This is a genomic window from Streptomyces violaceoruber (assembly GCF_033406955.1).
GTDB lineage: Bacteria > Actinomycetota > Actinomycetes > Streptomycetales > Streptomycetaceae > Streptomyces > Streptomyces violaceoruber.
In genome coordinates, this window is sequence record NZ_CP137734.1 from 8,145,385 (window position 1) to 8,165,158 (window position 19,774).

Here is a 19,774-nt window from a genome sequence, read left to right on the forward strand (position 1 = left end):
CGAGGCGATGGAACCGACCGTCCGCACACACCCGACCCGCCGGCTCCCGACCGCACTCGTCCTCACCGCCGCACTGCTCGCCACGGGCTGTTCGGAGCAGTCGGACGACGGGCGGGAACCCGCGGCGACCGAGTCGTCCGGCACCCCGCACGGCTACGTCGAAGGAGCGCGGGAAGCGGCCGAGGAGCAGTCCCGGCTGATCCTCGGCGACCCCGGCACCGGCGCGAGCCGGGTGCTCGACCTCGTCACCGGCAAGGTGCACGAGAGCGCGCCGGTGACCGGCGCCGACGGGCTGAGCACGGACGGCCGCTTCGGCTTCTTCCACACCGACCGCGGCACGCACGTGGTCGACGGCGGTGCCTGGACGGTGGACCACGGCGACCACGTGCACTACTACCGGGCGGCGATACGCCACGTCGGCGACCTGCCGGGCGGCCGCGGCGCCGAGATCCGCAGCGACGCCGCGGTGACCGCGGCGACCGACCCGGAGGGCCGGACGACGCTGTACGACCGGACGGCGCTGGAGAAGGGCGAGGTCGGGCCGGCCCGGACGCTCGACGGTGTGCACGCCGGCGCCGTCGTCCCGTACGAGGAGCACCTGGTCGCGCTCGCCGGGGACGACGAGTCCGCCGAGGTCGCCGTGTACGACCGCTCGGGCCGCCGGGTCGCCTCGCCCGACGCGACGTGCGAGCGGCCCGCGGGCGACGCCGTCACCCGCCGCGGCGTCGTCCTCGGGTGCGCCGACGGGGCCCTGCTCGTGAGCGCCGAGGACGGGACGTTCACGGCCGAGAGGATTCCGTACGGACAGGACGTGCCCGAGAAGGAACGGGCCACGGCCTTTCGCCACCGGGCCGGCAGCGACACGCTGACCGCACCCGCCGGCGAGCGGGCCGTGTGGGTCCTGGACGTCACCGACCGCGACTGGACCCGGGTGAGGACGACCGGCCCGGTCCTGGCGGCCAACACCGCCGGCGAGGGCTCACCGCTCCTCGTCCTGGAGAGCGACGGCGCACTGCACGGCTACGACATCGCCACCGGCAGGCACACGGCTCGGACCGAGCCCCTCCTGAGCAAAACCGCGAAAACCCCCGCCGGCGCGGCAGCACCGGTCGTCGAGGTCGACCGCAGCCGCGCCTACGTCAACGACCGCACCGGTAAACGCGTGTACGAGATCGACTACAACGACGCCCTGCGCGTCGCGCGCTCCTTCGACCTCGACATCGCACCGGGGCTGATGGCGGAGACCGGCCGATGAGGGGGACGGTACGCACACGCATCCGGGTGGCACGGCTGCGCCGCCTCCTGGTGGGACTGCTCGCCCTGGTCACGGCCGCCACCGCCACGGCCTGCTCCGCCACGGACGAACAACCCCGCATCGTCGTGACCACCAACATCCTGGGCGACATCACCCGCCAGGTCGTGGGCGACCAGGCGGAGGTCACGGTCCTGATGAAGCCCGACGCGGACCCGCACTCCTTCGGACTGTCGGCCGTGCAGGCCGCCCAGCTGGAACGCGCGGACCTCGTCGTCTTCAACGGACTCGGCCTGGAGGAGAACGTCCTGCGGCACGTGGACGCCGCCCGTGAGGCGGGTGTGGCGACCTTCGAGGTCGGCAGGGCGGTCGACCCGCTCACCTTCCACTCCGGTGACGACGGGGGTCCCGAGGGGGAGTCGGGCCGGCCCGACCCGCACTTCTGGACCGACCCCGACCGCGTGCGCACGGCCGCCGGACTCATCGCCGACCGCGTGAGCGAGCACGTGACGGGCGTGGACCACGACGCGATCCGGGCCAACGCCGCCGAGTACGACGAGCAACTCGCCGACCTCACCGCCTTCATGGAGAAGTCCTTCGACCGGGTGCCCGAGGACCGGCGCAACCTGGTGACCAACCACCACGTCTTCGGCTACCTCGCCGACCGCTTCGGCTTCCGCGTCATCGGCGCGGTGATCCCCAGCGGCACGACGCTGGCCTCCCCCAGCTCCTCCGACCTGCGCTCGCTCACCCGGGCCATGGAGCGGGCGGGGGTCCGGACGGTCTTCGCCGACTCCTCCCGGCCCAAGCGGCTCGCCGAGGTCCTGAGTACCGAACTCGGCGACGGCGTACGGGTCGTGGAGCTGTACTCCGAGTCCCTCACCGCCGAGAACGAGGGCGCCGCCACCTACCTGCAGATGATGCGCGCCAACACCACCGCCATGACCGACGGACTGACCGTCGGCAGCCCGAAAGGAACGCACAGTTGAACACGTCCATACGCAACAGGGCCGTCACGGGGACGGCACTCGCCCTGGCGGTGTCCGCGGTCCTCACCGCGTGCGGCGGCGGCGACACCTCCTCGTCGGACGCCACGTCCAAGGGCGACGGGAGCACCCCGTCGGCGACGCCCGCGGCCTCGGTGCAGGATCCCCTGGTGGCCACCTTCGACGGCGGCCTGTACATCCTCGACGGCAAGAGCCTCGAACTCACCAGGACCATCGACCTGCCCGGCTTCAACCGAGTCAACCCGGCGGGGGACAAGGACCACGTGGTCGTCTCCACCGACCGCGGCTTCCGCCTGCTGAACGCCACCCGGCAGGCCCTCACCGACATCGAGTACAAGGGCGCGAAGCCCGGCCACGTCGTCCGCCACGCCGGGAAGACCGTGCTCTTCACCGACGGCACCGGTGAGGTCAACGTCTTCGCGCCGGGCGACCTGGGCACCGGCGAGAAGCCGGACGGGCGCACCTACAGGTCGGCCGAGGCCCACCACGGCGTCGCCATCGAGCTGAGCGACGGCCGGCTCCTCACCACCCTCGGGGACGAGGAGAAACGCACCGGCGCCCTGGTGGTGTACAAGGACGGCAAGGAGATCGCCCGCAGCGAGAACTGCCCGGGCGTCCACGGCGAGGCGGCCGCCCGCGGCGAGGCGATCGCCCTGGGCTGCGAGGACGGCGTCCTGATCTACAAGGACGGCCGGTTCACCAAGGTCGACGCCCCCGACGACTACGGCCGCACCGGCAACCAGGCGGGCAGCGACGCGTCCCCCGTGCTCCTCGGCGACTACAAGTCCGACCCGGACGCCGAGCTGGAACGGCCGACCCGCATCTCCCTGATCGACACCGGGACGGCGAAGCTGCGCCTGGTCGAGCTGGGCACCAGCTACTCGTTCCGCTCCCTCGCCCGTGGACCGCACGGCGAGGCGCTCGTCCTCGGGACCGACGGCGCCATCCACGTCGTCGATCCGGACAAGGGCACGGTCGAGAAGAAGATCCCCGCCGTGGGTCAGTGGCAGGAACCCCTGGACTGGCAGCAGGCCCGGCCCACCCTGTTCGTCCGCGGCCACACCGCCTACGTGTCCGAACCGGGCAAGAAGGCCGTGCACGCCATCGACCTCGAATCCGGCCGGAAGCGAACCTCGGTGACCCTGCCGCAGGGCACCAACGAGCTGTCCGGAACGGTCGCGGGCCACTGACGGGCGCGTCCCCCCGGCACCGCGGGCCGGGGGGACGCACCGAACAGCCGCCCTAGGACTGGGGCCGCCGTCCGTGGTTGGCGGGGTGATTGCGGCGTGCCTTCTTCTTCCGGCGTCGCTTCGAGGACATGCGTGCCTCCTTCGGAAGACGTCCGATCGGTGCGCGTTCCGTGTCAGTGCGCATCCGTCCATGCCGTCCGACCACGATTCCACGCACGGCCGGGCCGTGCCATTCGGCGCGGGGCGGACCCCGCGGCGCTCACGGACCGCGCGGGCGACGAGCCCGGCCAGGCGACGTCGTCGATCGCGAGCCACGGCGCGCCGGCCACGGCCGTGGGAGTGAGGCCGGTGAACGCCTTGACCTCCCGGTGCAGGTGGGACTGGTCGGCGTAGCCGCTCTCGAAGGCGACCGAGGCCGGGGCCAGGCCGGCCGCGAGCAGGTGGGCGGCGTGGTCGAACCGCACCAGCCGGGCGGCCCGCTTGGGCGTGATGCCGAGCTGGGCGTGGAAGCGGGCCGACAGCCGCTTGCGGCTCCAGCCGACCTCCTCGGCCAGCCCCTCGACCCGTACGCGCCCCCGGCCCGCGAGCGTCGTGCGCCAGGTGTGGGCGACCTCCGGATCGACCGGAGGCCGGTCCGCCGTGCGGCGGCGGAGGACGTCCGCCGCGACCGCGAACCGCTCGTCCCAAGACCCGGCGGCGCGCAGCTCGTCCTGGACCCGCCCCGCCTCACGGCCCCAGATGTCCTCGAACGACTCCACCCGCCCGCCGAGGCCCGCCGACGGGCCGAGCACCGCGGCCGCCACCGCCGGTTCCAGCCGGATCTGCAGGCACGTGCCGACGCGGCCCGCCGCCCTGAGGTCGCCCGGGGCGAGCCCGACGACGAAGCTGCCGTGCCCGTGCCGGTCCCGGGCGCTGTACAGGATGCCGTCGCCGTCGCTCAGGTCGATGAGCAGGGTGACGGACGGATGCGCGACCATGGCCATGTCCACGAAGGCGGACACGTGCTGACTGAACCCGGCCATGGCGACCCCCGCGAGCCGGACCGAGGGCCGCGGGACCGCGACGTCCACGATCGACCAGTCCGGCGGCGCCCCGGTCGGTGCGACGGCAGGTGCGGGGGCCGATGGGTCGGTCGGTGTCTCGGTGGACAGCACGCCGCCACTCTAGGTCTCGGGGCCGGCGGCCGGGAGGTCCGCGCCCCGGGCGGTGAGGCCGAGCAGCAACTCGCCGGTCGGCCCGGGCGCCTCCAGCGGCGGCAGGTGCCCGACGCCCGGCAGCAGCTCGAGCCGCGCGTTCGGTACGGCTTCGTACCGGTGCGCCGAAGACGGGTCCCAGCGCGGGTCGGCGGCACCGAAGAGCACCAGCACCGGGACGGTGAGGGCGGCGAGGCGTTCGGGCACGCCGCGCTCGGCGAGGTAGGCCGTGTTCCCGCGGGCCACCGTCCGGAAGGAGCGGTACGAGATGCCCCGCACGTCGTCGACCATCTCGGCCGGGACCTCCACGGGGCCGGCGGCCGTCGCGGCGATCGCCTTGCGGAGCATCGCGTCCGTGCGCCGCGGCCACAGGAGCGGGCCGAAGGGCGGGGCCAGCAGCAGCCGGAGGATCATCGGCTGCGGAAGGAGCGCGTCCGGATTCGGGCCCGTGCTCACCAGGGCGAGGGCGCCCACCAGGTCGGGACGCCGCTCCGCGAGCGCCGTGGCGACATAGCCGCCGCTGGAGTGGCCGGCCACGGTCACGGAACGCAGGCCGAGGTCGTCCAGGAGCGCTGCCAACCGGCCCGCCTGCAACGGCACGTCGTACGACGGGGTGGGCGGCGACTTGCCGCAGCCCGGGAGGTCGACGCGCAGGACGCGACGCTGCTCCGCCAGCGCCGGGACCACCCGGTTCCACGACGCGCCGGAGGCGCCGGAACCGTGGATGAGAAGGACCGGCGGCGCCTGCGGCGGGCCGTCGTCGACCACGTGCATGCCGTGCGGGAAACGGGCGTCGTACTGACTCATGCCGCAAGGGTGCGCCCGGTGCCGGACACGGGTCTTGTACGAATGTCCCCGCTCCAGCGGCTCCGGCCGCACCCGCCGGGGGTCAGGCGCGCGGGGTGCCGCGCACCGGATGCTTGCTCAGTACGGAGACCCGGTTGAAGGCGTTGATGCTGATCGCCACCCAGATCACGGCGGAGATCTCGTCGTCCGACAGGACACCCCGCGCCTCGGCGTACGCGGTACTCTGCGCGCCCGCGTCGGCGGGATGCGTGGTGGCCTCCGCGAGGGCCAGCGCGGCGCGTTCCCTGGGCGAGAACAGCTCGGTGTCGCGCCAGGCCGGCAGCACGCCGAGCCGCTGGGTGGTCTCGCCGCCGCGCAGCGCGGCCCTGGTGTGCGCGTTGAGGCAGTAGGCACAGGCGTTGAGCTGGGAGACGCGGATGTTGACCAGTTCCACGAGGATCCGGTCGAGCCCGGCCGCCTCGGCGACGCCCCGGACCGCCTCCGCCGTGGCACGCAGTGCCGCGTAGGCCTCCGGGCTCTGCTTGTCGACGAACACACGTCGTTCGCCGGTGCTGCCGGTGCTACCAGGGGCGCCTGCGTCGGCGCGTACAGGCGTCTGTGTCATGTGGGGTGTCCTCCGTCGCGCGATACCGTTTCTCACGTCCTATCATCGAACCATAGAAGTTGAAACTGAAACTTTCAGGGGCGAGTGGGAGGGCCGAGCGGTGAGCAACACGGAGACGCACCCCGCCGAAGTCAGGTGCGGGGCAGGGGAGGATGGGGCGCCCGCCGCCGGCGTGGAGATCCTGACGGCGCGGGACGTCCCGCTCGGCGGACCGCGCGCGATGACGGTGCGCCGCACCCTGCCGCAGCGGGCCCGGACGCTGATCGGAGCCTGGTGCTTCGCCGACCACTACGGTCCCGACGAGGTCTCGCGGTCCGGCGGCATGGACGTGGCCCCCCACCCACACATCGGCCTCCAGACGGTCAGCTGGCTGTTCAGCGGGGAGATCGAGCACCGGGACAGCGTGGGCAGCCACGCGCTCGTCAGACCGGGCGAGGTGAACCTCATGACGGGCGGTCACGGCATCAGCCACTCCGAGGTGTCCACCCCGGACACCACGGTCCTGTACGGCGTCCAGCTCTGGGTGGCGCTGCCCTCGGAGCACCGCGACACCGCTCCGGCCTTCCAGCACCACGTCCCCGCCCCGGTGGCCCTGGACGGCGGCGAGGCGCGCGTCTTCCTCGGCTCGCTCGCGGGGGACACCTCACCGGTCGGCACCTTCACGCCCCTGCTCGGCGCCGAGGTGACCCTGGCCCCGGGCGCCACCGTGACCCTCGACGTCGACCCCGGCTTCGAGCACGGCGTCCTCGTCGACAGCGGCGACGTACGCCTCGACGGCACGGTCGTGCGCCCCGCCGAACTGGCCTACGCCGCACCGGGACGAAGGACCCTCGCACTGACCAATGCGGCATCCGGCGCCGCCCGGCTGGTGGTGCTGGGCGGTCCGCCCTTCCCGGAGGAGATCGTCATGTGGTGGAACTTCGTCGGACGCACCCACGACGAGATCGCGGCCGCCAGAGCGGACTGGGAGAACGAGGCGGAGCGCTTCGGCCGGGTCGAGGGCTACCCCGGCGACCGCCTCCCGGCGCCCGCACTCCCCAACGCCACACTCTCCCCGCGCAGGAACCCGAGGCCGTAGGAGCCCCGCGAGGAGTCACTCCGGCCAGGCGGAGTTCTCGATCACCTCGACGAAGTCCGTGCGCCGGAAGCCCGGCAGGAAGTGCTCCAGGACGTCCGCGTTCACCGTGCCGAAGGTGGTCTGCGGACGGTGCCCGAAGCCGTCGGTGAACGCCTGGAGGATCTGCTTCTTGAAGTCCGGGCGGGGGTGGGCGGCGGTGACCGCGTCGATCTCCGCCCGGGTGATGCGGGCCAGGTGCAGACCGAGCACGTCCGTCTCGACGCCCGCGGTGGTCGCCGCGATCTCCGGCGCCAGCTTGTAGGGGACCTCCGGGGTGGTGTGCAGCGCGACGGCCGTCCACACGGTGTCCGCGTCGGCCTCGGGCACGCCGTGGGCCAGCAGGAACGCCCGTGCCTGGTCCGCGCCGTCCATCTCGAAGCGCTGGTCGTCGCCGCGGTAGGGCGGCACCAGGCCGGTGTCGTGGAAGAGCGCGGCGACGTACAGCAGCTCCGGATCCGGCCGCAGGCCCAGGGCGGCGGCCTGGAGGCTGCCGAACAGGTAGACGCGCCGCGAGTGGTGGAAGATCAGCGGCGGTGTGGTGTCACGGACGAGTTCGGTCGCCTCCCGCGCCAGCGAGCTGTCGGGGATGCCGATTCCGGCGATGGTCTCCGTCATGGTGGTCCTCCCGGGACGGTTGCCTGTCGTGTCGGTACCACCCTGCGCCGGGCGGCCGGACCGCGTCCGCTGCCCGATGGCCACGAACCCCTCGGAACCGGTCATGACTTCCGCGCTTCACGACTCCCGGGAGGTGGTGGCGAAGCGCTGCTGGTACCGGATGGGGGACAGTCCCAGGTGCCGGGCGAAGGCCCGGCGCAGACTCTCGTAGCTCGAAAAGCCCGATCGGGTGGCGGCCTCGGTGGCGTTGTGCCCGGCGTCGAGCAGGGCCTTGGCCATGTCGAAGCGGATCAGCTCCACGTACTTCATCGGCGTCGTGTCCAGCTCGGCCCGGAACATGCGCGTCAGGTGCCGCGGGCTGACCCGCACCCGGGCGGCCAGCGCCTCCAGGCCGTGGTCCGCCGTCGGATCGCCCTGCACCGCCTCCTGGACCAGCCGCAGCACCGGCGTGCGGGGAGCCGGGCCCTGGAGCGAGGCGGAGAACTGCGACTGGCCGCCGGCCCGCTGCATGTACACCACCAGTGAGCGGGCGACCTGACGGGCCAGGCCGGGGCCGTGGTCCTCCTCCAGCAGGGCGAGGGCGAGGTCGATGCCGGCGGTCACCCCGGCGGACGTGTATGTGCTGCCGTCCTTCACGAACAGCGCGTCGGCCTCGACCCGCGTCGACGGACACCGGCGGGCCAGCGTCGCGGTGTGCTGCCAGTGCGTCGTCGCCCGCCGGCCCTCCAGCAGGCCCGCGGCGCCGAGCACGAAGGCGCCGGTGCACACCGAGGCGACGCGCCCCGCCCGTTCCGCCAGCTCCTTCGCGGCCGCCCCGAGGACGGGGTCCACGGGGGAGCCGGGCAGCGCGTCGCCGCCGACGACGACCAGCGTGTCGTGGGCGGCGGCGGCCCGCGCGTCCGTGTCCGCCGGCACCAGCATGCCGATGGACGAGCGCACCGGCGACCCGTCCGCCGAGACGATGCTCAGCCGGTAGTCGGCCCCGAACCGGTTGGCCTCGCTGAAGACCTCCGCCGGACCGGACAGGTCGAGCAGCTTCATGCCGTCGAACACGAGGACGACCACCCTGTGCGGTCCCGCCGTCATTGCTTCCTCCGCCATCCGCTTCGTCATGATCTAGTCATTATGGGTGAAAAATGAGGTATGCCGGTTTCCGGCGTAAGGTGGCTGGCGCGGATCAGTCACCTACGCGGAAGGATCAGTCATGGGCACCGTCACGACCTCCGACGGCACGAACATCTTCTACAAGGACTGGGGCCCGCGCGACGGCCTGCCGGTGGTCTTCCACCACGGCTGGCCGCTCAGTGCCGACGACTGGGACAACCAGATGCTGTTCTTCCTCTCCCACGGCTATCGCGTGATCGCCCACGACCGCCGTGGCCACGGCCGCTCGGACCAGCCCTCGACCGGCCACGACATGGACACCTACGCCGCCGACGTCGCGGCCCTGACCGAGGCGCTCGACCTGCGGGGCGCCGTCCACATCGGGCACTCCACCGGCGGCGGCGAGGTCGCGCGCTACGTGGCGCGCGCCGAGCCGGGCCGGGTCGCCAAGGCCGTACTCGTCAGCGCCGTCCCGCCGGTGATGGTGAAGTCCGACACCAACCCGGACGGCCTGCCGCTCGAGGTCTTCGACGAGTTCCGCGCCGCTCTCGCCGCCAATCGCGCGCAGTTCTACATCGACGTGCCGTCCGGTCCCTTCTACGGCTTCAACCGGGAGGGCGCGACGGTCTCCCAGGGGCTGATCGACCACTGGTGGCTCCAGGGGATGATGGGCGCGGCCAACGCCCACTACGAATGCATCGCGGCGTTCTCGGAGACCGACTTCACCGACGACCTCAAGCGGATCGACGTCCCCGTCCTGGTCGCGCACGGCACGGACGACCAGGTCGTGCCCTACGCGGACGCGGCGCCGAAGTCGGCCGAACTCCTGGCGAACGCCACCCTGAAGTCGTACGAAGGGCTTCCGCACGGCATGCTCTCGACCCATCCGGAGGTCCTCAACCCCGACCTCCTGGCCTTCGTGAAGTCGTAGCACCGGTGCGGTCGTGAGCGGGATTCCGGAGGGCGAGGCCGGTGCGGCCCTGCGTGCCCTGCTGACGGACTCGGTCGTCGGACTCGCCGTGTGGGACACCGGCCTGCGGTGCGTCTGGGTCAACGGCGCCCTCGAACGCTACGACGGAATCGCCCGTGAGCGGCGGCTGGGCCGCCGCCCGCGGGAGTCGCTGACCGGGGACACCGGCGAACTGGAGGCGCTCGTACGGCGGGTGCTGGCCACCGGCCGGTGTGTCACCGGCCGCGAGTACCGGGTTCCGACGGCGCCGGACAGCCGCCGCGACCGCGCCTTCTCGGCCTCCTTCGTGCGCCTGCACGACGACGGCGGCCACATCCTCGGTGTGTGCATGCTGATGCTGGTCGTCACCGACCGGCGGTGGGCCGGCGACCGGCTGGCCGTGGTCAGCGAGGCCGGCACCCGGGTCGGCACCACCCTGGACGTGATGCGCACGGCACAGGAACTGGCCGACTTCACCGTGCCGTTGATCGCCGACTACGTCACCGTCGACCTGACGGAGGCGGTGCGGCTCGGCGAGGAGCCGCTCGACCGGCTGGGCCGCTCCCAGGGGCGCGTCCCCAAGTTCCGGCGCGCGGGCAGGGCCTCGGTCCACGCCGGCTCACCGGAGTCCCTGTGGCTGAACGGCGAGGTCGTCTACGTCCCCGAGACCTCGCCGTTCATGCAGGTGCTGTCCTCGGGACGCCCCCTCCTGCACCCCGTGCTCGACCCCTCCCACGAGGCCTGGCTGGCCGACGACCCGGCGAGGGCCGCGAAGATCCGCGAGTTCGGCATGCACTCGCTGCTGATCCTGCCGATCCACGCCCGGGGCGTCCTGCTGGGCGTCGCGGTCTTCGTCCGCACCTCGAACCCGACGCCGTTCGACGACAACGACCGGCTGCTGGCCGAGGAGTTGGTGGCCCGGGCCGCACTGAGCCTGGATAACGCCCGCCGTTACACCCGGGAGCACAACACCGCTCTCGCCCTCCAACGCAGCCTGCTGCCGCGCCGGGTGCACGGTGGAACGGCCATGGAGGTGGCCGCCCGCTATCTGCCGGCGGACGCGGAGGAAGGCGTCGGCGGCGACTGGTTCGACGTCATCGGGCTGCCGGGCGGACGGCTCGCCCTCGTGGTGGGCGACGTGGTCGGACACGGCGTGAACGCCGCGGCCACCATGGGGCGCCTGGGCATGGCCATCCGCACGCTCGCCGACCTCGACCTGCCGCCGGGCGAGGTGCTGACCAGGCTGGACCGGACCTTCATCCGGCTGACCGAGGACGAGGAGGAGGGCGGCGGGGAGGTCGCGACCATGAGCGCCACCTGTGTCTACGCGGTCTACGACCCCGCGACCCGGACCTGCGCGCTGGCCCTGGCCGGGCATCCGCCGCCCGCCGTCGTGCACCGGGGCGGTGACTGCTCGTTCCCCGACCTTCCGCACGGCCTGCCGCTCGGGGTCGGCCTGCTGCCCTTCCCCACCGCGGAGCTGGAACTGCCCGCGGGCAGCCTGCTCGCCCTGTTCACCGACGGGCTCGTCGAGGAGCGCGACCAGGACATCGAGGTCGGGCTGCGACGGGTGGGGCGCGCCCTGACCGGCGGCGCCTCCTCCCTGGAGGACCTGGGCACGGCGGTGATCGGCACCCTGCCCGCCACGCCCCCGCCCGACGACGTCACCCTGCTGCTGGCCCGGGGCCTGTGAGCGAGTGCCCCGCCGGGCCGCGTGGCGCCCTCCGGATCCCTCAGGGCGCCGACTCCCGCAGCCGGCGGCCGGCCGCCTTGGCCCGGTTGCCGCAGCGTCGCATGGAGCACCACTTGCGCGGTCGGCCGCCACCGGAGTCGAGGCAGAGCATCCGGCACACCTCGGAGGCGCAGGCGGTCAGCCGGGACCGGCGTGCCTCGTCGGTCATGAGATCGATCAGGTCCCGTGCGACCAGCGACAGCAGAGCCTCCTTGCTCAGTGCCCGGCGCCCCTCCGCCACCCACGCACCATCGGCCGTCACCTCCAGCCGGGGAGCCGGAGGTGCGGGCCGCGCGAGGAGATTGACCAGGTCCACCGACTCCTGCCGAGGCCGGTGCGCGTCGAGGGCACCGGAGGCGATGTCGTGGGCGGCCGCGCGCAGTGCGTGCAGCGACGACAGGACGTCCCGGGGGTCGTACCCGTCCGCCAGCGTCAACCCCACGCCCCGGCACCAGGCTTCGAGGCGTTCGGCGTCGCCCATCCGCTCGACGGGAACCCCGGGCCTGCGGCCCACGGTGGCCACCAGGTTCAGGCACAACGTTCCGGCGTCGAAGCGGAGCGCCCGCAGTTGGGCGGTGACCCTTGTGCGGGGCGGCTGGTGCTGCATGGCGTCCATGGTTCTATAGTAACCGTTCTGATGGTTACCAAGAAGGCGGGGGCGGAGTCATGCGTATCGCGGTGATCGGGGCGGGCGGCGTCGGAGGCTACTTCGGGGCGCGGTTGGCCGCCGCGGGGAACGAGGTCACCTTCGTGGCCCGCGGCGGGCACCTGGCGGCCATACGCCGGTCCGGGCTGGTCGTCCACAGCCCCCTGGGGGAGCTGCGTACCTCGCCCGACTCGGTCGTGGCGAGCATCTCGGAGCTGGGCCCCACGGATCTGGTCCTGGTCGCCGTGAAGCTGTGGGACACCGAGGCCGTGGCCGAGGAGCTGCGGACCTCGGCGGCGCACGGGGCGCCGGTGCTGTCCCTGCAGAACGGCGTCCACAAGGACGACGTCCTGCGCGGCCGGCTGACGGACGAACAGGTCCTGGGCGGGGTCTGCTTCATCTCCGCGTTCATCGAGGAACCCGGAGTGGTCCGGCACAACGGCCCCTTGCAGAAGGTCGTGCTCGGCCCGTACCGGTCCGGCTCGACGGCGACCGTCCGGGCCGTGCTGGCCGCGTTCCGCGACGCCGGGATCGACGCGGAGGGCAGCGACGACATCGAGCGGGCGATCTGGGAGAAGTTCGTGTTCCTGGTGGGCCTGTCGGCCACCACGGCGACCGTCCGACAGCCCGTGGGAGTCGTCCGCGCCAACGAGCGGAGCAGGCGCCTCCTGTACGAGGTCATGGCCGAGACGGTGGCCGTGGCGCAGGCGTCCGGAGTGCGGCTGGACAGCGGCTTCGCCGAGGACCGGCTCGCCTTCTGCGACACCCTTCCCGCGGCCATGACCTCCTCCATGCACAACGACCTGGAGAAGGGCAACCGCCTCGAACTGCCCTGGCTCAGCGGGGGAGTGGTGGACCTCGCCGACCGGCTGGACGTGCCCGTGCCGCGCAACCGGACGGTGGCCGACATCCTCGCTCCGTACGTCCTCGGCCGGCCGGCCGGGTCGTGACCGCGCGGAGGTCTACTTCCCGGCCCGGGCGAGGAAGTCCCGCATGTGACCGGTGATCTCCTCCAGGTGGGTCTCCAGGGCGAAGTGCCCGGTGTCGAGGAGGTGGATCTCGGCGTCGGGCAGGTCGCGCCGGAAGGCGCGGGCGCCGTCGGGGCCGAAGATCTCGTCGTTCGCTCCCCACACCGCCAGCAGCGGCACGCGGGTGTCACGGAAGTACTGCTGGAGCCGCGGGTAGAGGCCGACGTTGGTCGGATAGTCGCGGAACAGCGTGAGCTGGACGGCGTCGTTGCCCGGCCGGTCCAGCAGGGCCAGGTCCAGGGACCAGGTGTCGGGGCTGACCAGGCTCCGGTCGCGGACCCCGTTCAGGTACTGCCAGCGGACCATCCCGGGGCTCAGCGCGGCCCGGGCGGGAGCCTCGGTCTCGGGGGTCGGGTCGTCGGTGTAGGCGAACAGCCCGTCCCAGAAGTCCTTGACGAAGCCGTCGGTGTAGCCGTTGCCGTTCTGCGTGACGATCGCGGTGATGCGGTGCGGGGTCCGGGTGGCGATCCGCCACGCCACCGGGGCGCCGTAGTCCTGCACGTACACCGCGAAGCGCTCCACCCCGAGCTGGTCCAGCAGGCCGACGGTCACGTCCGTGAGGGAGTCGAAGCTGTAGTCGAACGCGTCGACCGTGGGCATGGCCGAGTACCCGAACCCGATCATGTCGGGTGCGATCACGTGGTAGGTGTCCGCGAGCTTCGGGATCAGGCCGCGGAACATGTGGCTGCTGGTCGGGAAGCCGTGCAGCAGCACGACGGCCGGTGCCCGCGGGTCACCGGCCTCCCGGTAGAAGACGTCCAGGCCGTCGACGGTGGCGGTCCTGTGGTGCACGGTGACGCTCATGGCAAACCCCTTTGGTCGCTTTTAATGGTTAGGTAGAGTCCAGCACTCCGGAGGTAACCTGTCAAGCGCGCTTAAGGGGTTAGGTCAGGTTGTTGTAACCTGCCAATGTCGATGAAACGGTTAGGGGTGACGGCGGTGACCGACAGGGCCGCGGAGGACGTCCTCCTGGAGCTGCTCAACACGACTCCCGTCGTACGGGGCTCGGTGAGCGACGCCCTGGGGACGCCTGCCGAAGGCCGCGCGTGGGCGCGTGGCCACGGGGGCACCGGGTCGGACGAGGAGGTGGCCCATCTGGTCGCCGTGCGCGACGCTCTCCAGGACGTCGTCCGGGGCCGGCGGGACCCCGCCTGCCTGGGCGGGTTCCTCCACGGCGTCAGCAGGCTGCCGGTCATCGAGGACGGCGGACTGCGATGGGTGCTTCAGGTCCCCGATGCGCATCGCCTGGCCGTCGAGCTGGTGCTGACCTGGGCGCACGTCGAGGAGGCCAGGCCGGGACGGCTCAAGCCGTGCGGCAACCCGGAGTGCCGGCGCTTCCTGCTGGACCGGAGCAAGCCCAACAGCGCCCGCTGGTGCTCCATGGCCGAGTGCGGGAACCGGATGAAGGCCCGGCGGCACTACCAGCGCGCCAAGGGGCCCCAGGCGTAGGTGTAGCGGGGCCGGGCGTCAGGCCGCCGCCATCGCCTCGTGCTTCCAGAAGCCCGAGAAGGTGATGCGCTCCTTCGGCAGTCCCAGCCGGTGCAGGTGCCTGCGTCCCTCGGTGGCCAGGGTCGACTCGCCGACGACGAAGGCGTACCCCGACGCGTCGGCGCGGGTCAGCCGGCGCAGCTCGCGGAGGGCGGCGGCACCGGGGACCGAGGTGCCGTCCCGCCGCACCACCCAGGAGACCGTCACCCCGGCCGGGGCGTTCAGCTCGCGGCGGTCGGCGTCGGTGGGGATCTCCTGGATGAGCCGTCCCACGGTGCCCTCGGGGAGTGAACGCATGATGCTTGCGGTGGCGGGCAGGCCGGTCTCGTCGGCCACCACGGTGACCTCGGAGGCGTCGCGCGGGCAGTCGAAGAGGACGCCCTGGTCGAGCAGGGCGAGCGCGTCCCCGGGCCGGGCGCCGCAGGCCCAGATCGCGGCCCTGCCCTCGACCTCGCCGGTGGGGCCGCGGTGGACGACGAAGTCGATGTCCAGCTCGGCCGCGGCGCGGCGGTAGTCGGCCACGGAGTAGTTGGCGCAGTGCGGCCGCTCGTCCTCGGGGATGGCGAGGTACGGCTGCCACCACTGCGAGCCCGTGAACTCCGGCAGGCGCAGGTCCCGTTGGTGGGGGAGCTGGAGGAACAGGCGGAACCAGTGGTCGTACCCCAGCCACGGGAAGCCGCCGAGCCCCGGCCCGGTGACCGTGACGCGCTGCATGGACGGGGAGACCCGCCGGGTCCGCACGACGCGGGCGCGGAACATCTCCGGATGCTGGGGCGTGAGCCGCCGAACCTTCGCCATGAAGGCAAGGCTAGCCTAAGTTGCGTTCGATTCCGAGTCCGTGATCTCCAGGCGGACGCCCGTCGTCCGGTCGGACGCGGGGCCCGTCTCCAGCTCGACCAGCCCCGGCTCCACGGCGAGCCGCAGGTCGCGCCCGACCGAGGCCAGCGTGTCACGGTCCACCTCGAAAACGGCCTCGGCCTCCTCGCCGGGTGCGATGGTCAGGCGGACGAAGCCCCGCAGCTCGCGCACGCGCGGCCAGGACGAACCCCCGGACAGCCGACGCACGTAGAGCTGGACCGTCTCCTCGGCGGGCCAGGACCCCGTGTTGCGAACCGTGACCCGACAGGTCAGGCGCGGTGCGCGGGTGCCGACCCGGGCCTGCGACAGGCGCGGTGCCCCGTACACGACGCTCGTGTACGACAGACCGTGTCCGAAGGCATGCAGCGGCCCGGCACTCTGGTCGGCATATCCGCGGTAGCGGTGGTCCTTCCCGTTGTAGTAGACGGGCAGTTGGGCGGCCGACCGGGGCACGGAGACCGGCAGCCGGCCGCGCGGCTCGGCGTCGCCGAACAGCACCTCGGCCACGGCACGCCCGCCCCGCGGCCCGGGATACCAGGCGCTCAGCACCGCCGCCGCGGGCGCGTCCAGCTCGGTCAGGGCGTGCGGCCGGCCCTGGACCAGCACCACCACGACCGGGGTCCCGGTCGCCGACACCGCCGTCAGCAGGGCCCGTTGCCCGGGCGGCAGTGCCAGGTCCGCCAGGTCGACCCCCTCGCCGCACGTCATGCCGGACGGCGTCCCGGTACCGGTGACGGCCGCCCCGTTCGCGTCGAAGACCGTGTCCGGGGAGCGGGCGCTGGAGCCGCCCAGCACCAGCACGGCCACGTCGGAGCCGGCCGCCAGGGCGACGGCGGCGGGAACGCCCGACACGTCGTCACCCACCAGGGCGCACCCCCGGTCGTGGACCACCTCGGTGCCGGCCGCCACCGCCGCCCGGATGCCCTCCAGGACGGTGATCCCGCCGCCTGGCCGCTGCGGCGCCGTGTAGTCGCCGATCTGCTGCGCCACGGAGTCGGCGTTCGGGCCGAGCACCGCGATCCGCCGCACCGCGCGGGACAGGGGGAGCACGCCGCCCTCGTGGGCGAGCAGGGTCACCGACGCACGGGCGATCCGCTCGCCCAGCTCGGCGGGGTCCGGGAGCTCCACGGTCTCGGACCGGGCCGGAGGCAGGGGCTGTTCGAACAGGCCCAGGCGGAACTTCAGCGTGAGGACCCGCGCCACCGCGGCGTCCAGCGCCGACTCGGACACCAGACCGCGTTCCACCGCCTCGCCCAGCCGCGTGAACGAGGCGTCCCAGAGGCTCAGGTCGCACCCGGCGTCCAGGGCGAGCGCCCCGGCCGACACCGGATCGCCGGTCAGCCGCACCAGCCGGTCCACCGCCGTGCCGTCCGCCATGACGACACCCTCGAAACCCCACTCGGTACGGAGCAGGTCGGTCAGCAGGTACCGGTTGGCGACGCAGGGCAGGCCGTCGAACTCGTTGTAGGCGGCCATCACCCCGGCCGCACCGGCGGCCACCCCGGCCCGGGCCGCCGCCAGGTGCACCTCGTGCAGTTCGCGCGGCCCCAGCTCCGTCGCCGCGCTGTTGCGGCCGCCGACCGTGGCGCCCTGCCCGGCGAAGTGCTTGAGGACCACCGCCACCCCCGCCCGCCGCGCACCCTCGACCAGCGCCTCGGTCATCCGCGCGGCGAGGTACGGATCCTCCGAGAAGCACTCCTCGCTGCGTCCCCAGCGCGGGTCGCGCACCAGGTCGAGCGCGGAGACCAGCGCGATGTGCGCGCCGCGCGCCCGCAGTTCGGCGGCCGCCCCCGCCACCGCGTCGGCGTACAGGTCCGGATCCCAGGTGGCGCCGACCGCGAGGTTCACCGGCAGCACCGTCCCGTCCAGCGCCTGGTGGCCGTGCGGCATCTCCTCGACCAGCAGGACGGGGATGCCCAGCCGGGTGTGATCCATGACGTACCGCTGCACGGCCGCCGCCGTCCGCGCCCCGTCCCGTGCGTCCAGGCCGTCCGCGAAGCCGACGCCGGACCAGGCGTCGGCCCGCTGCAACCCGTACAGCGCGCCCATGCCGTCGAAGGCGGCGACCTCGGCGCGGAAGGCGTCGGTGAGGCGGTGTCCGTCCCCGGCGCGCTCGTAGGCGTCCCAGCCGTACATGCGCTGGTTGACCTGGCCGACCTTCTCCGCGAGCGTCATGCGGCCCAGCAGGTCCCGGACCCGGTCCGGCACCGGCGCCGCCGGGTCGCGGTAGCGCGGGAGGGTCATCGCAGCTCCAGCACGGCCACGCCGTACGCGTCGAGCGCCACGTCCTGCACCGGGGCGCCGTCGGCCAGGCCGTGCAGCTTCCCCTCGGCGGCCGGACGGACCACCAGCGGGTCGGGACTCTGGCTGACCAGCCACACGAAACGGCGGCCGTCGGCGTGGACCAGGACGTCCGCCGACACGTGCGGGTCGGCGACCGTGACGGGCCGCCGCACCCCCGCCAGCTGTGCCAGCGCGCCGTAGAGACGCTGCGTGACATCGGGGTTGACGCGCGCGGTGCGGGCCGCCATGTGCTCCAGCGGATAGGTGGACAGCACCGTCCGGCCCACCCCCGTCTCGTGGACGACCAGGGCCGGCCGCCCGTGGGCGTCCACCGCGACGACCCGCCCCGCACGCGGTACGACGGGCAGGTAGGCGCGGCTGTCCTCGTTGCCGGCCACCGGGAAACGCAGCACTTCGCCGGCCCGCAGGTCGCCGAAGTCCTCGGTGAACGTCAGCTCCAGTACGTCGTCCTCGATCGGCTCGGCGACGCCGTAGGACAACTGCAGCTCCACGCCGAAGAGCCCGTCGAGGTCGTCGAACCAGGGACCGCGGGTGACCGGGTGTTCGCCGGAGCAGAACGACAGGTACACGGTGGCGCCCTCGGCGGCCCGGCGGGCCAGCTCCCTGCGGGTGCGGGTGGTGAGCTGCCGGGTGGCGGGCAGCAGGTAGAGCGACGCCTCGCCCGGCATCCCGTCGGCCTCGCGGGTGAGCGCCACCGGCAGGTCGGCGGCGCGCGCGGTGACGTAACCCTGGTGCAGGGACGTGAAGATGAGCGGCCGGTCGGCGGGACGGCTGTAGGGGTAGCCCCGTTCGAGGAAGGCGGGGACGACGAGGGCGGCGTCCGCGTCGGTCCGGGAGCAGCGCGGGAAGTCCACCGCCTTCAGCACCCCCGCGAAGGCGGCCAGTTCCCGCAGGGGCTCCTTGGGCGCCCCGGTGGAGTCGGTGATGCCGAAGTGCATCTCGAAGGGGTGGTGGTCGTAGGGGGACTGGTCCCACAGGTCGTCGTAGTCGGTGTTGTTCCAGGCGAGCCAGCCGGTCGCCCCGCCCAGCAGCGAGTTGTGCAGCGTCTGACGGTAGAAGATCCCCGCGTTGGCGGCCGAGACCGTGTCGGTGGACAGCCCGAACTCCTCCAGCACGACGGGCTGTCCGGTCACCGAGGCCAGCTCGCACTCGAAGGCGGCCCGGTAGTGCTGGCGCGGCCGGTCCGTGTCCGAGCGGTACACGTGCGGACCCACGAAGTCGACGTACTCGGCCGTCTCCCGCAGCGAGAAGCCGTTGTCGCGGCCGGTCACCTCGATGCCCCAGGCCCCGTCGCCCAGCGACACCGGCTGCGTCGCGCCGGTCGCCCGGACCGCGTTGCACATGGCCTGGGCCCACGCCGTCACCACGTCGGTGGAGGGCGGGTCGACCTGGTAGATCCGCCCGTAGCCGGGCATCTCGTTGGTGATCAGCCAGCCCGTGACCGCCGGGTGGTCCTTGAAGCGGCGCGCCATGCGGGAGACGAACCAGGCCTGGCGGCCCACCATCCACACGTCCTCGTACAGGTCGCGGTCGCCGCGCCAGACGGGGTCCCAGTTCTCCCCGGACATGTGGCCGACGATGAACGTCGGTATGGTCCCCATCCCCGTCTCCACATGGGCGTCGAGGAAATCCTCGAACCGCGCGCACAGTTCGTCGTCGACGCGGCCGGGCTCCGGGTGGAAGTCCGGCCAGTAGAAGAAGGAACGGGTCGTGTTGAGGCCGTGGCCGGCGAGCACACGCAGTTCTTCGCGGACGACGGCGGGGTCGTAGTTCCGCCACATCAGCGGGCCGCCGGTGCGGGACCAGAAGTTGGCGCCGAGCCAGGGCAGGACGTCGGGCTGGTGGATGAGCTGGGCGCTGTGGCGTCGCATGGTCCTTCT

General features: G+C 73.0%; 18 protein-coding genes. 8 read left to right on the forward strand and 10 right to left on the reverse strand.

Annotated elements, in window-relative coordinates:
* Positions 1 to 7: 7 nt before the first annotated feature.
* The 3 genes from R2E43_RS36765 to aztD are packed head-to-tail and all read left to right on the forward strand — an operon-like array spanning position 8 to position 3,449.
* Positions 8 to 1,255 carry a hypothetical protein gene (locus R2E43_RS36765; protein WP_030862615.1) on the forward strand — a complete coding sequence of 416 codons (1,248 nt, stop codon included), beginning with the start codon at positions 8 to 10 and terminating at the stop codon, positions 1,253 to 1,255.
* Complete coding sequence (aztC, locus tag R2E43_RS36770; protein WP_030862613.1) at positions 1,252 to 2,241, forward strand: zinc ABC transporter substrate-binding protein AztC; 990 nt, start codon at positions 1,252 to 1,254, stop codon at positions 2,239 to 2,241. Before R2E43_RS36765 ends, aztC begins: the two co-directional genes overlap by 4 nt.
* Positions 2,238 to 3,449 (forward strand): zinc metallochaperone AztD, encoded by a 1,212-nt coding sequence (gene aztD, locus R2E43_RS36775; RefSeq protein ID WP_332057009.1) that lies wholly within the window; start codon positions 2,238 to 2,240, stop codon positions 3,447 to 3,449. The genes aztC and aztD overlap by 4 nt, the downstream gene beginning before the upstream one ends.
* 173 nt (positions 3,450 to 3,622) lie before the next feature.
* On the opposite strand, the gene R2E43_RS36780 is transcribed toward aztD, so the two are convergent.
* From R2E43_RS36780 to R2E43_RS36790, 3 genes are read right to left on the reverse strand one after another with little or no spacing between them, the layout of a single operon-like run.
* Positions 3,623 to 4,603 (reverse strand): helix-turn-helix domain-containing protein, encoded by a 981-nt coding sequence (locus tag R2E43_RS36780; protein ID WP_093455397.1) that lies wholly within the window; start codon positions 4,601 to 4,603, stop codon positions 3,623 to 3,625.
* Positions 4,604 to 4,612: 9 nt separating this feature from the next.
* The gene (locus tag R2E43_RS36785; RefSeq protein WP_011027142.1) at positions 4,613 to 5,521 is read right to left on the reverse strand and encodes an alpha/beta fold hydrolase; all 909 of its coding nucleotides are present in this window, start codon (positions 5,519 to 5,521) and stop codon (positions 4,613 to 4,615) included.
* Between the two features lie 10 nt (positions 5,522 to 5,531).
* Positions 5,532 to 6,053, reverse strand: a complete 522-nt coding sequence (locus R2E43_RS36790) for a carboxymuconolactone decarboxylase family protein (RefSeq protein WP_332057010.1) — start codon at positions 6,051 to 6,053, stop codon at positions 5,532 to 5,534.
* 100 nt (positions 6,054 to 6,153) lie between these two features.
* On the opposite strand from R2E43_RS36790, the gene R2E43_RS36795 reads away from it, so the two are divergent.
* The gene (locus tag R2E43_RS36795; protein WP_332057011.1) at positions 6,154 to 7,131 is read left to right on the forward strand and encodes a pirin family protein; all 978 of its coding nucleotides are present in this window, start codon (positions 6,154 to 6,156) and stop codon (positions 7,129 to 7,131) included.
* A gap of 15 nt (positions 7,132 to 7,146) precedes the next feature.
* Here R2E43_RS36795 and R2E43_RS36800 read toward each other — a convergent pair whose 3' ends face one another.
* A complete protein-coding gene (locus R2E43_RS36800; RefSeq protein WP_030862601.1) occupies positions 7,147 to 7,785 on the reverse strand; it encodes an HD domain-containing protein in 639 nt (212 codons plus the stop codon).
* A 117-nt stretch (positions 7,786 to 7,902) separates the two neighbouring features.
* Positions 7,903 to 8,886 (reverse strand): GlxA family transcriptional regulator, encoded by a 984-nt coding sequence (locus tag R2E43_RS36805; RefSeq protein ID WP_011027138.1) that lies wholly within the window; start codon positions 8,884 to 8,886, stop codon positions 7,903 to 7,905.
* Positions 8,887 to 8,989: 103 nt separating this feature from the next.
* On the opposite strand from R2E43_RS36805, the gene R2E43_RS36810 reads away from it, so the two are divergent.
* Together R2E43_RS36810 and R2E43_RS36815 are read left to right on the forward strand one after the other, a co-directional pair.
* The gene (locus R2E43_RS36810; RefSeq protein WP_003978401.1) at positions 8,990 to 9,820 is read left to right on the forward strand and encodes an alpha/beta fold hydrolase; all 831 of its coding nucleotides are present in this window, start codon (positions 8,990 to 8,992) and stop codon (positions 9,818 to 9,820) included.
* 13 nt (positions 9,821 to 9,833) lie between these two features.
* Positions 9,834 to 11,531, forward strand: coding sequence for a SpoIIE family protein phosphatase (locus R2E43_RS36815; RefSeq protein WP_332057012.1), 1,698 nt, complete (start codon positions 9,834 to 9,836; stop codon positions 11,529 to 11,531).
* Positions 11,532 to 11,571: 40 nt separating this feature from the next.
* On the opposite strand, the gene R2E43_RS36820 is transcribed toward R2E43_RS36815, so the two are convergent.
* Positions 11,572 to 12,186, reverse strand: coding sequence for a CGNR zinc finger domain-containing protein (locus R2E43_RS36820; RefSeq protein ID WP_016325125.1), 615 nt, complete (start codon positions 12,184 to 12,186; stop codon positions 11,572 to 11,574).
* A 50-nt stretch (positions 12,187 to 12,236) separates the two neighbouring features.
* Here R2E43_RS36820 and R2E43_RS36825 point away from each other — a divergent pair, with 50 nt between their 5' ends.
* Positions 12,237 to 13,166: a ketopantoate reductase family protein gene (locus tag R2E43_RS36825; protein ID WP_003978404.1), complete on the forward strand. Its 930-nt coding sequence runs from the start codon at positions 12,237 to 12,239 to the stop codon at positions 13,164 to 13,166.
* Between the two features lie 12 nt (positions 13,167 to 13,178).
* On the opposite strand, the gene R2E43_RS36830 is transcribed toward R2E43_RS36825, so the two are convergent.
* Positions 13,179 to 14,048, reverse strand: coding sequence for an alpha/beta fold hydrolase (locus tag R2E43_RS36830; protein WP_003978405.1), 870 nt, complete (start codon positions 14,046 to 14,048; stop codon positions 13,179 to 13,181).
* 135 nt (positions 14,049 to 14,183) lie between these two features.
* Between R2E43_RS36830 and R2E43_RS36835 the strand changes: the two genes are divergently transcribed.
* The gene (locus R2E43_RS36835; RefSeq protein WP_003978406.1) at positions 14,184 to 14,693 is read left to right on the forward strand and encodes a CGNR zinc finger domain-containing protein; all 510 of its coding nucleotides are present in this window, start codon (positions 14,184 to 14,186) and stop codon (positions 14,691 to 14,693) included.
* An 18-nt stretch (positions 14,694 to 14,711) separates the two neighbouring features.
* On the opposite strand, the gene R2E43_RS36840 is transcribed toward R2E43_RS36835, so the two are convergent.
* The 3 genes from R2E43_RS36840 to R2E43_RS36850 are packed head-to-tail and all read right to left on the reverse strand — an operon-like array spanning position 14,712 to position 19,765.
* On the reverse strand, positions 14,712 to 15,530 hold the full coding sequence (locus tag R2E43_RS36840) for a siderophore-interacting protein (protein WP_003978407.1): 819 nt from the start codon (positions 15,528 to 15,530) through the stop codon (positions 14,712 to 14,714).
* 15 nt (positions 15,531 to 15,545) lie between these two features.
* Positions 15,546 to 17,834, reverse strand: coding sequence for a glycoside hydrolase family 3 N-terminal domain-containing protein (locus R2E43_RS36845; RefSeq protein ID WP_136207328.1), 2,289 nt, complete (start codon positions 17,832 to 17,834; stop codon positions 15,546 to 15,548).
* Positions 17,831 to 19,765 (reverse strand): glycoside hydrolase 5 family protein, encoded by a 1,935-nt coding sequence (locus R2E43_RS36850; protein WP_030862585.1) that lies wholly within the window; start codon positions 19,763 to 19,765, stop codon positions 17,831 to 17,833. Before R2E43_RS36850 ends, R2E43_RS36845 begins: the two co-directional genes overlap by 4 nt.
* Positions 19,766 to 19,774 lie beyond the last annotated feature (9 nt).

What these genes read in the sequence shown, in the direction of transcription:
- R2E43_RS36840 (WP_003978407.1), bottom strand. Translation starts at nt 15,530, where the DNA reads ATGGCGAAGGTTCGGCGGCTCACGCCCCAGCATCCGGAGATGTTCCGC.
- R2E43_RS36810 (WP_003978401.1), top strand. Translation starts at nt 8,990, where the DNA reads ATGGGCACCGTCACGACCTCCGACGGCACGAACATCTTCTACAAGGAC.
- R2E43_RS36800 (WP_030862601.1), bottom strand. Translation starts at nt 7,785, where the DNA reads ATGACGGAGACCATCGCCGGAATCGGCATCCCCGACAGCTCGCTGGCG.
- R2E43_RS36805 (WP_011027138.1), bottom strand. Translation starts at nt 8,886, where the DNA reads ATGGCGGAGGAAGCAATGACGGCGGGACCGCACAGGGTGGTCGTCCTC.
- aztC (WP_030862613.1), top strand. Translation starts at nt 1,252, where the DNA reads ATGAGGGGGACGGTACGCACACGCATCCGGGTGGCACGGCTGCGCCGC.
- R2E43_RS36845 (WP_136207328.1), bottom strand. Translation starts at nt 17,834, where the DNA reads ATGACCCTCCCGCGCTACCGCGACCCGGCGGCGCCGGTGCCGGACCGG.
- R2E43_RS36790 (WP_332057010.1), bottom strand. Translation starts at nt 6,053, where the DNA reads ATGACACAGACGCCTGTACGCGCCGACGCAGGCGCCCCTGGTAGCACC.
- R2E43_RS36850 (WP_030862585.1), bottom strand. Translation starts at nt 19,765, where the DNA reads ATGCGACGCCACAGCGCCCAGCTCATCCACCAGCCCGACGTCCTGCCC.
- R2E43_RS36825 (WP_003978404.1), top strand. Translation starts at nt 12,237, where the DNA reads ATGCGTATCGCGGTGATCGGGGCGGGCGGCGTCGGAGGCTACTTCGGG.
- R2E43_RS36820 (WP_016325125.1), bottom strand. Translation starts at nt 12,186, where the DNA reads ATGGACGCCATGCAGCACCAGCCGCCCCGCACAAGGGTCACCGCCCAA.
- R2E43_RS36830 (WP_003978405.1), bottom strand. Translation starts at nt 14,048, where the DNA reads ATGAGCGTCACCGTGCACCACAGGACCGCCACCGTCGACGGCCTGGAC.
- R2E43_RS36765 (WP_030862615.1), top strand. Translation starts at nt 8, where the DNA reads ATGGAACCGACCGTCCGCACACACCCGACCCGCCGGCTCCCGACCGCA.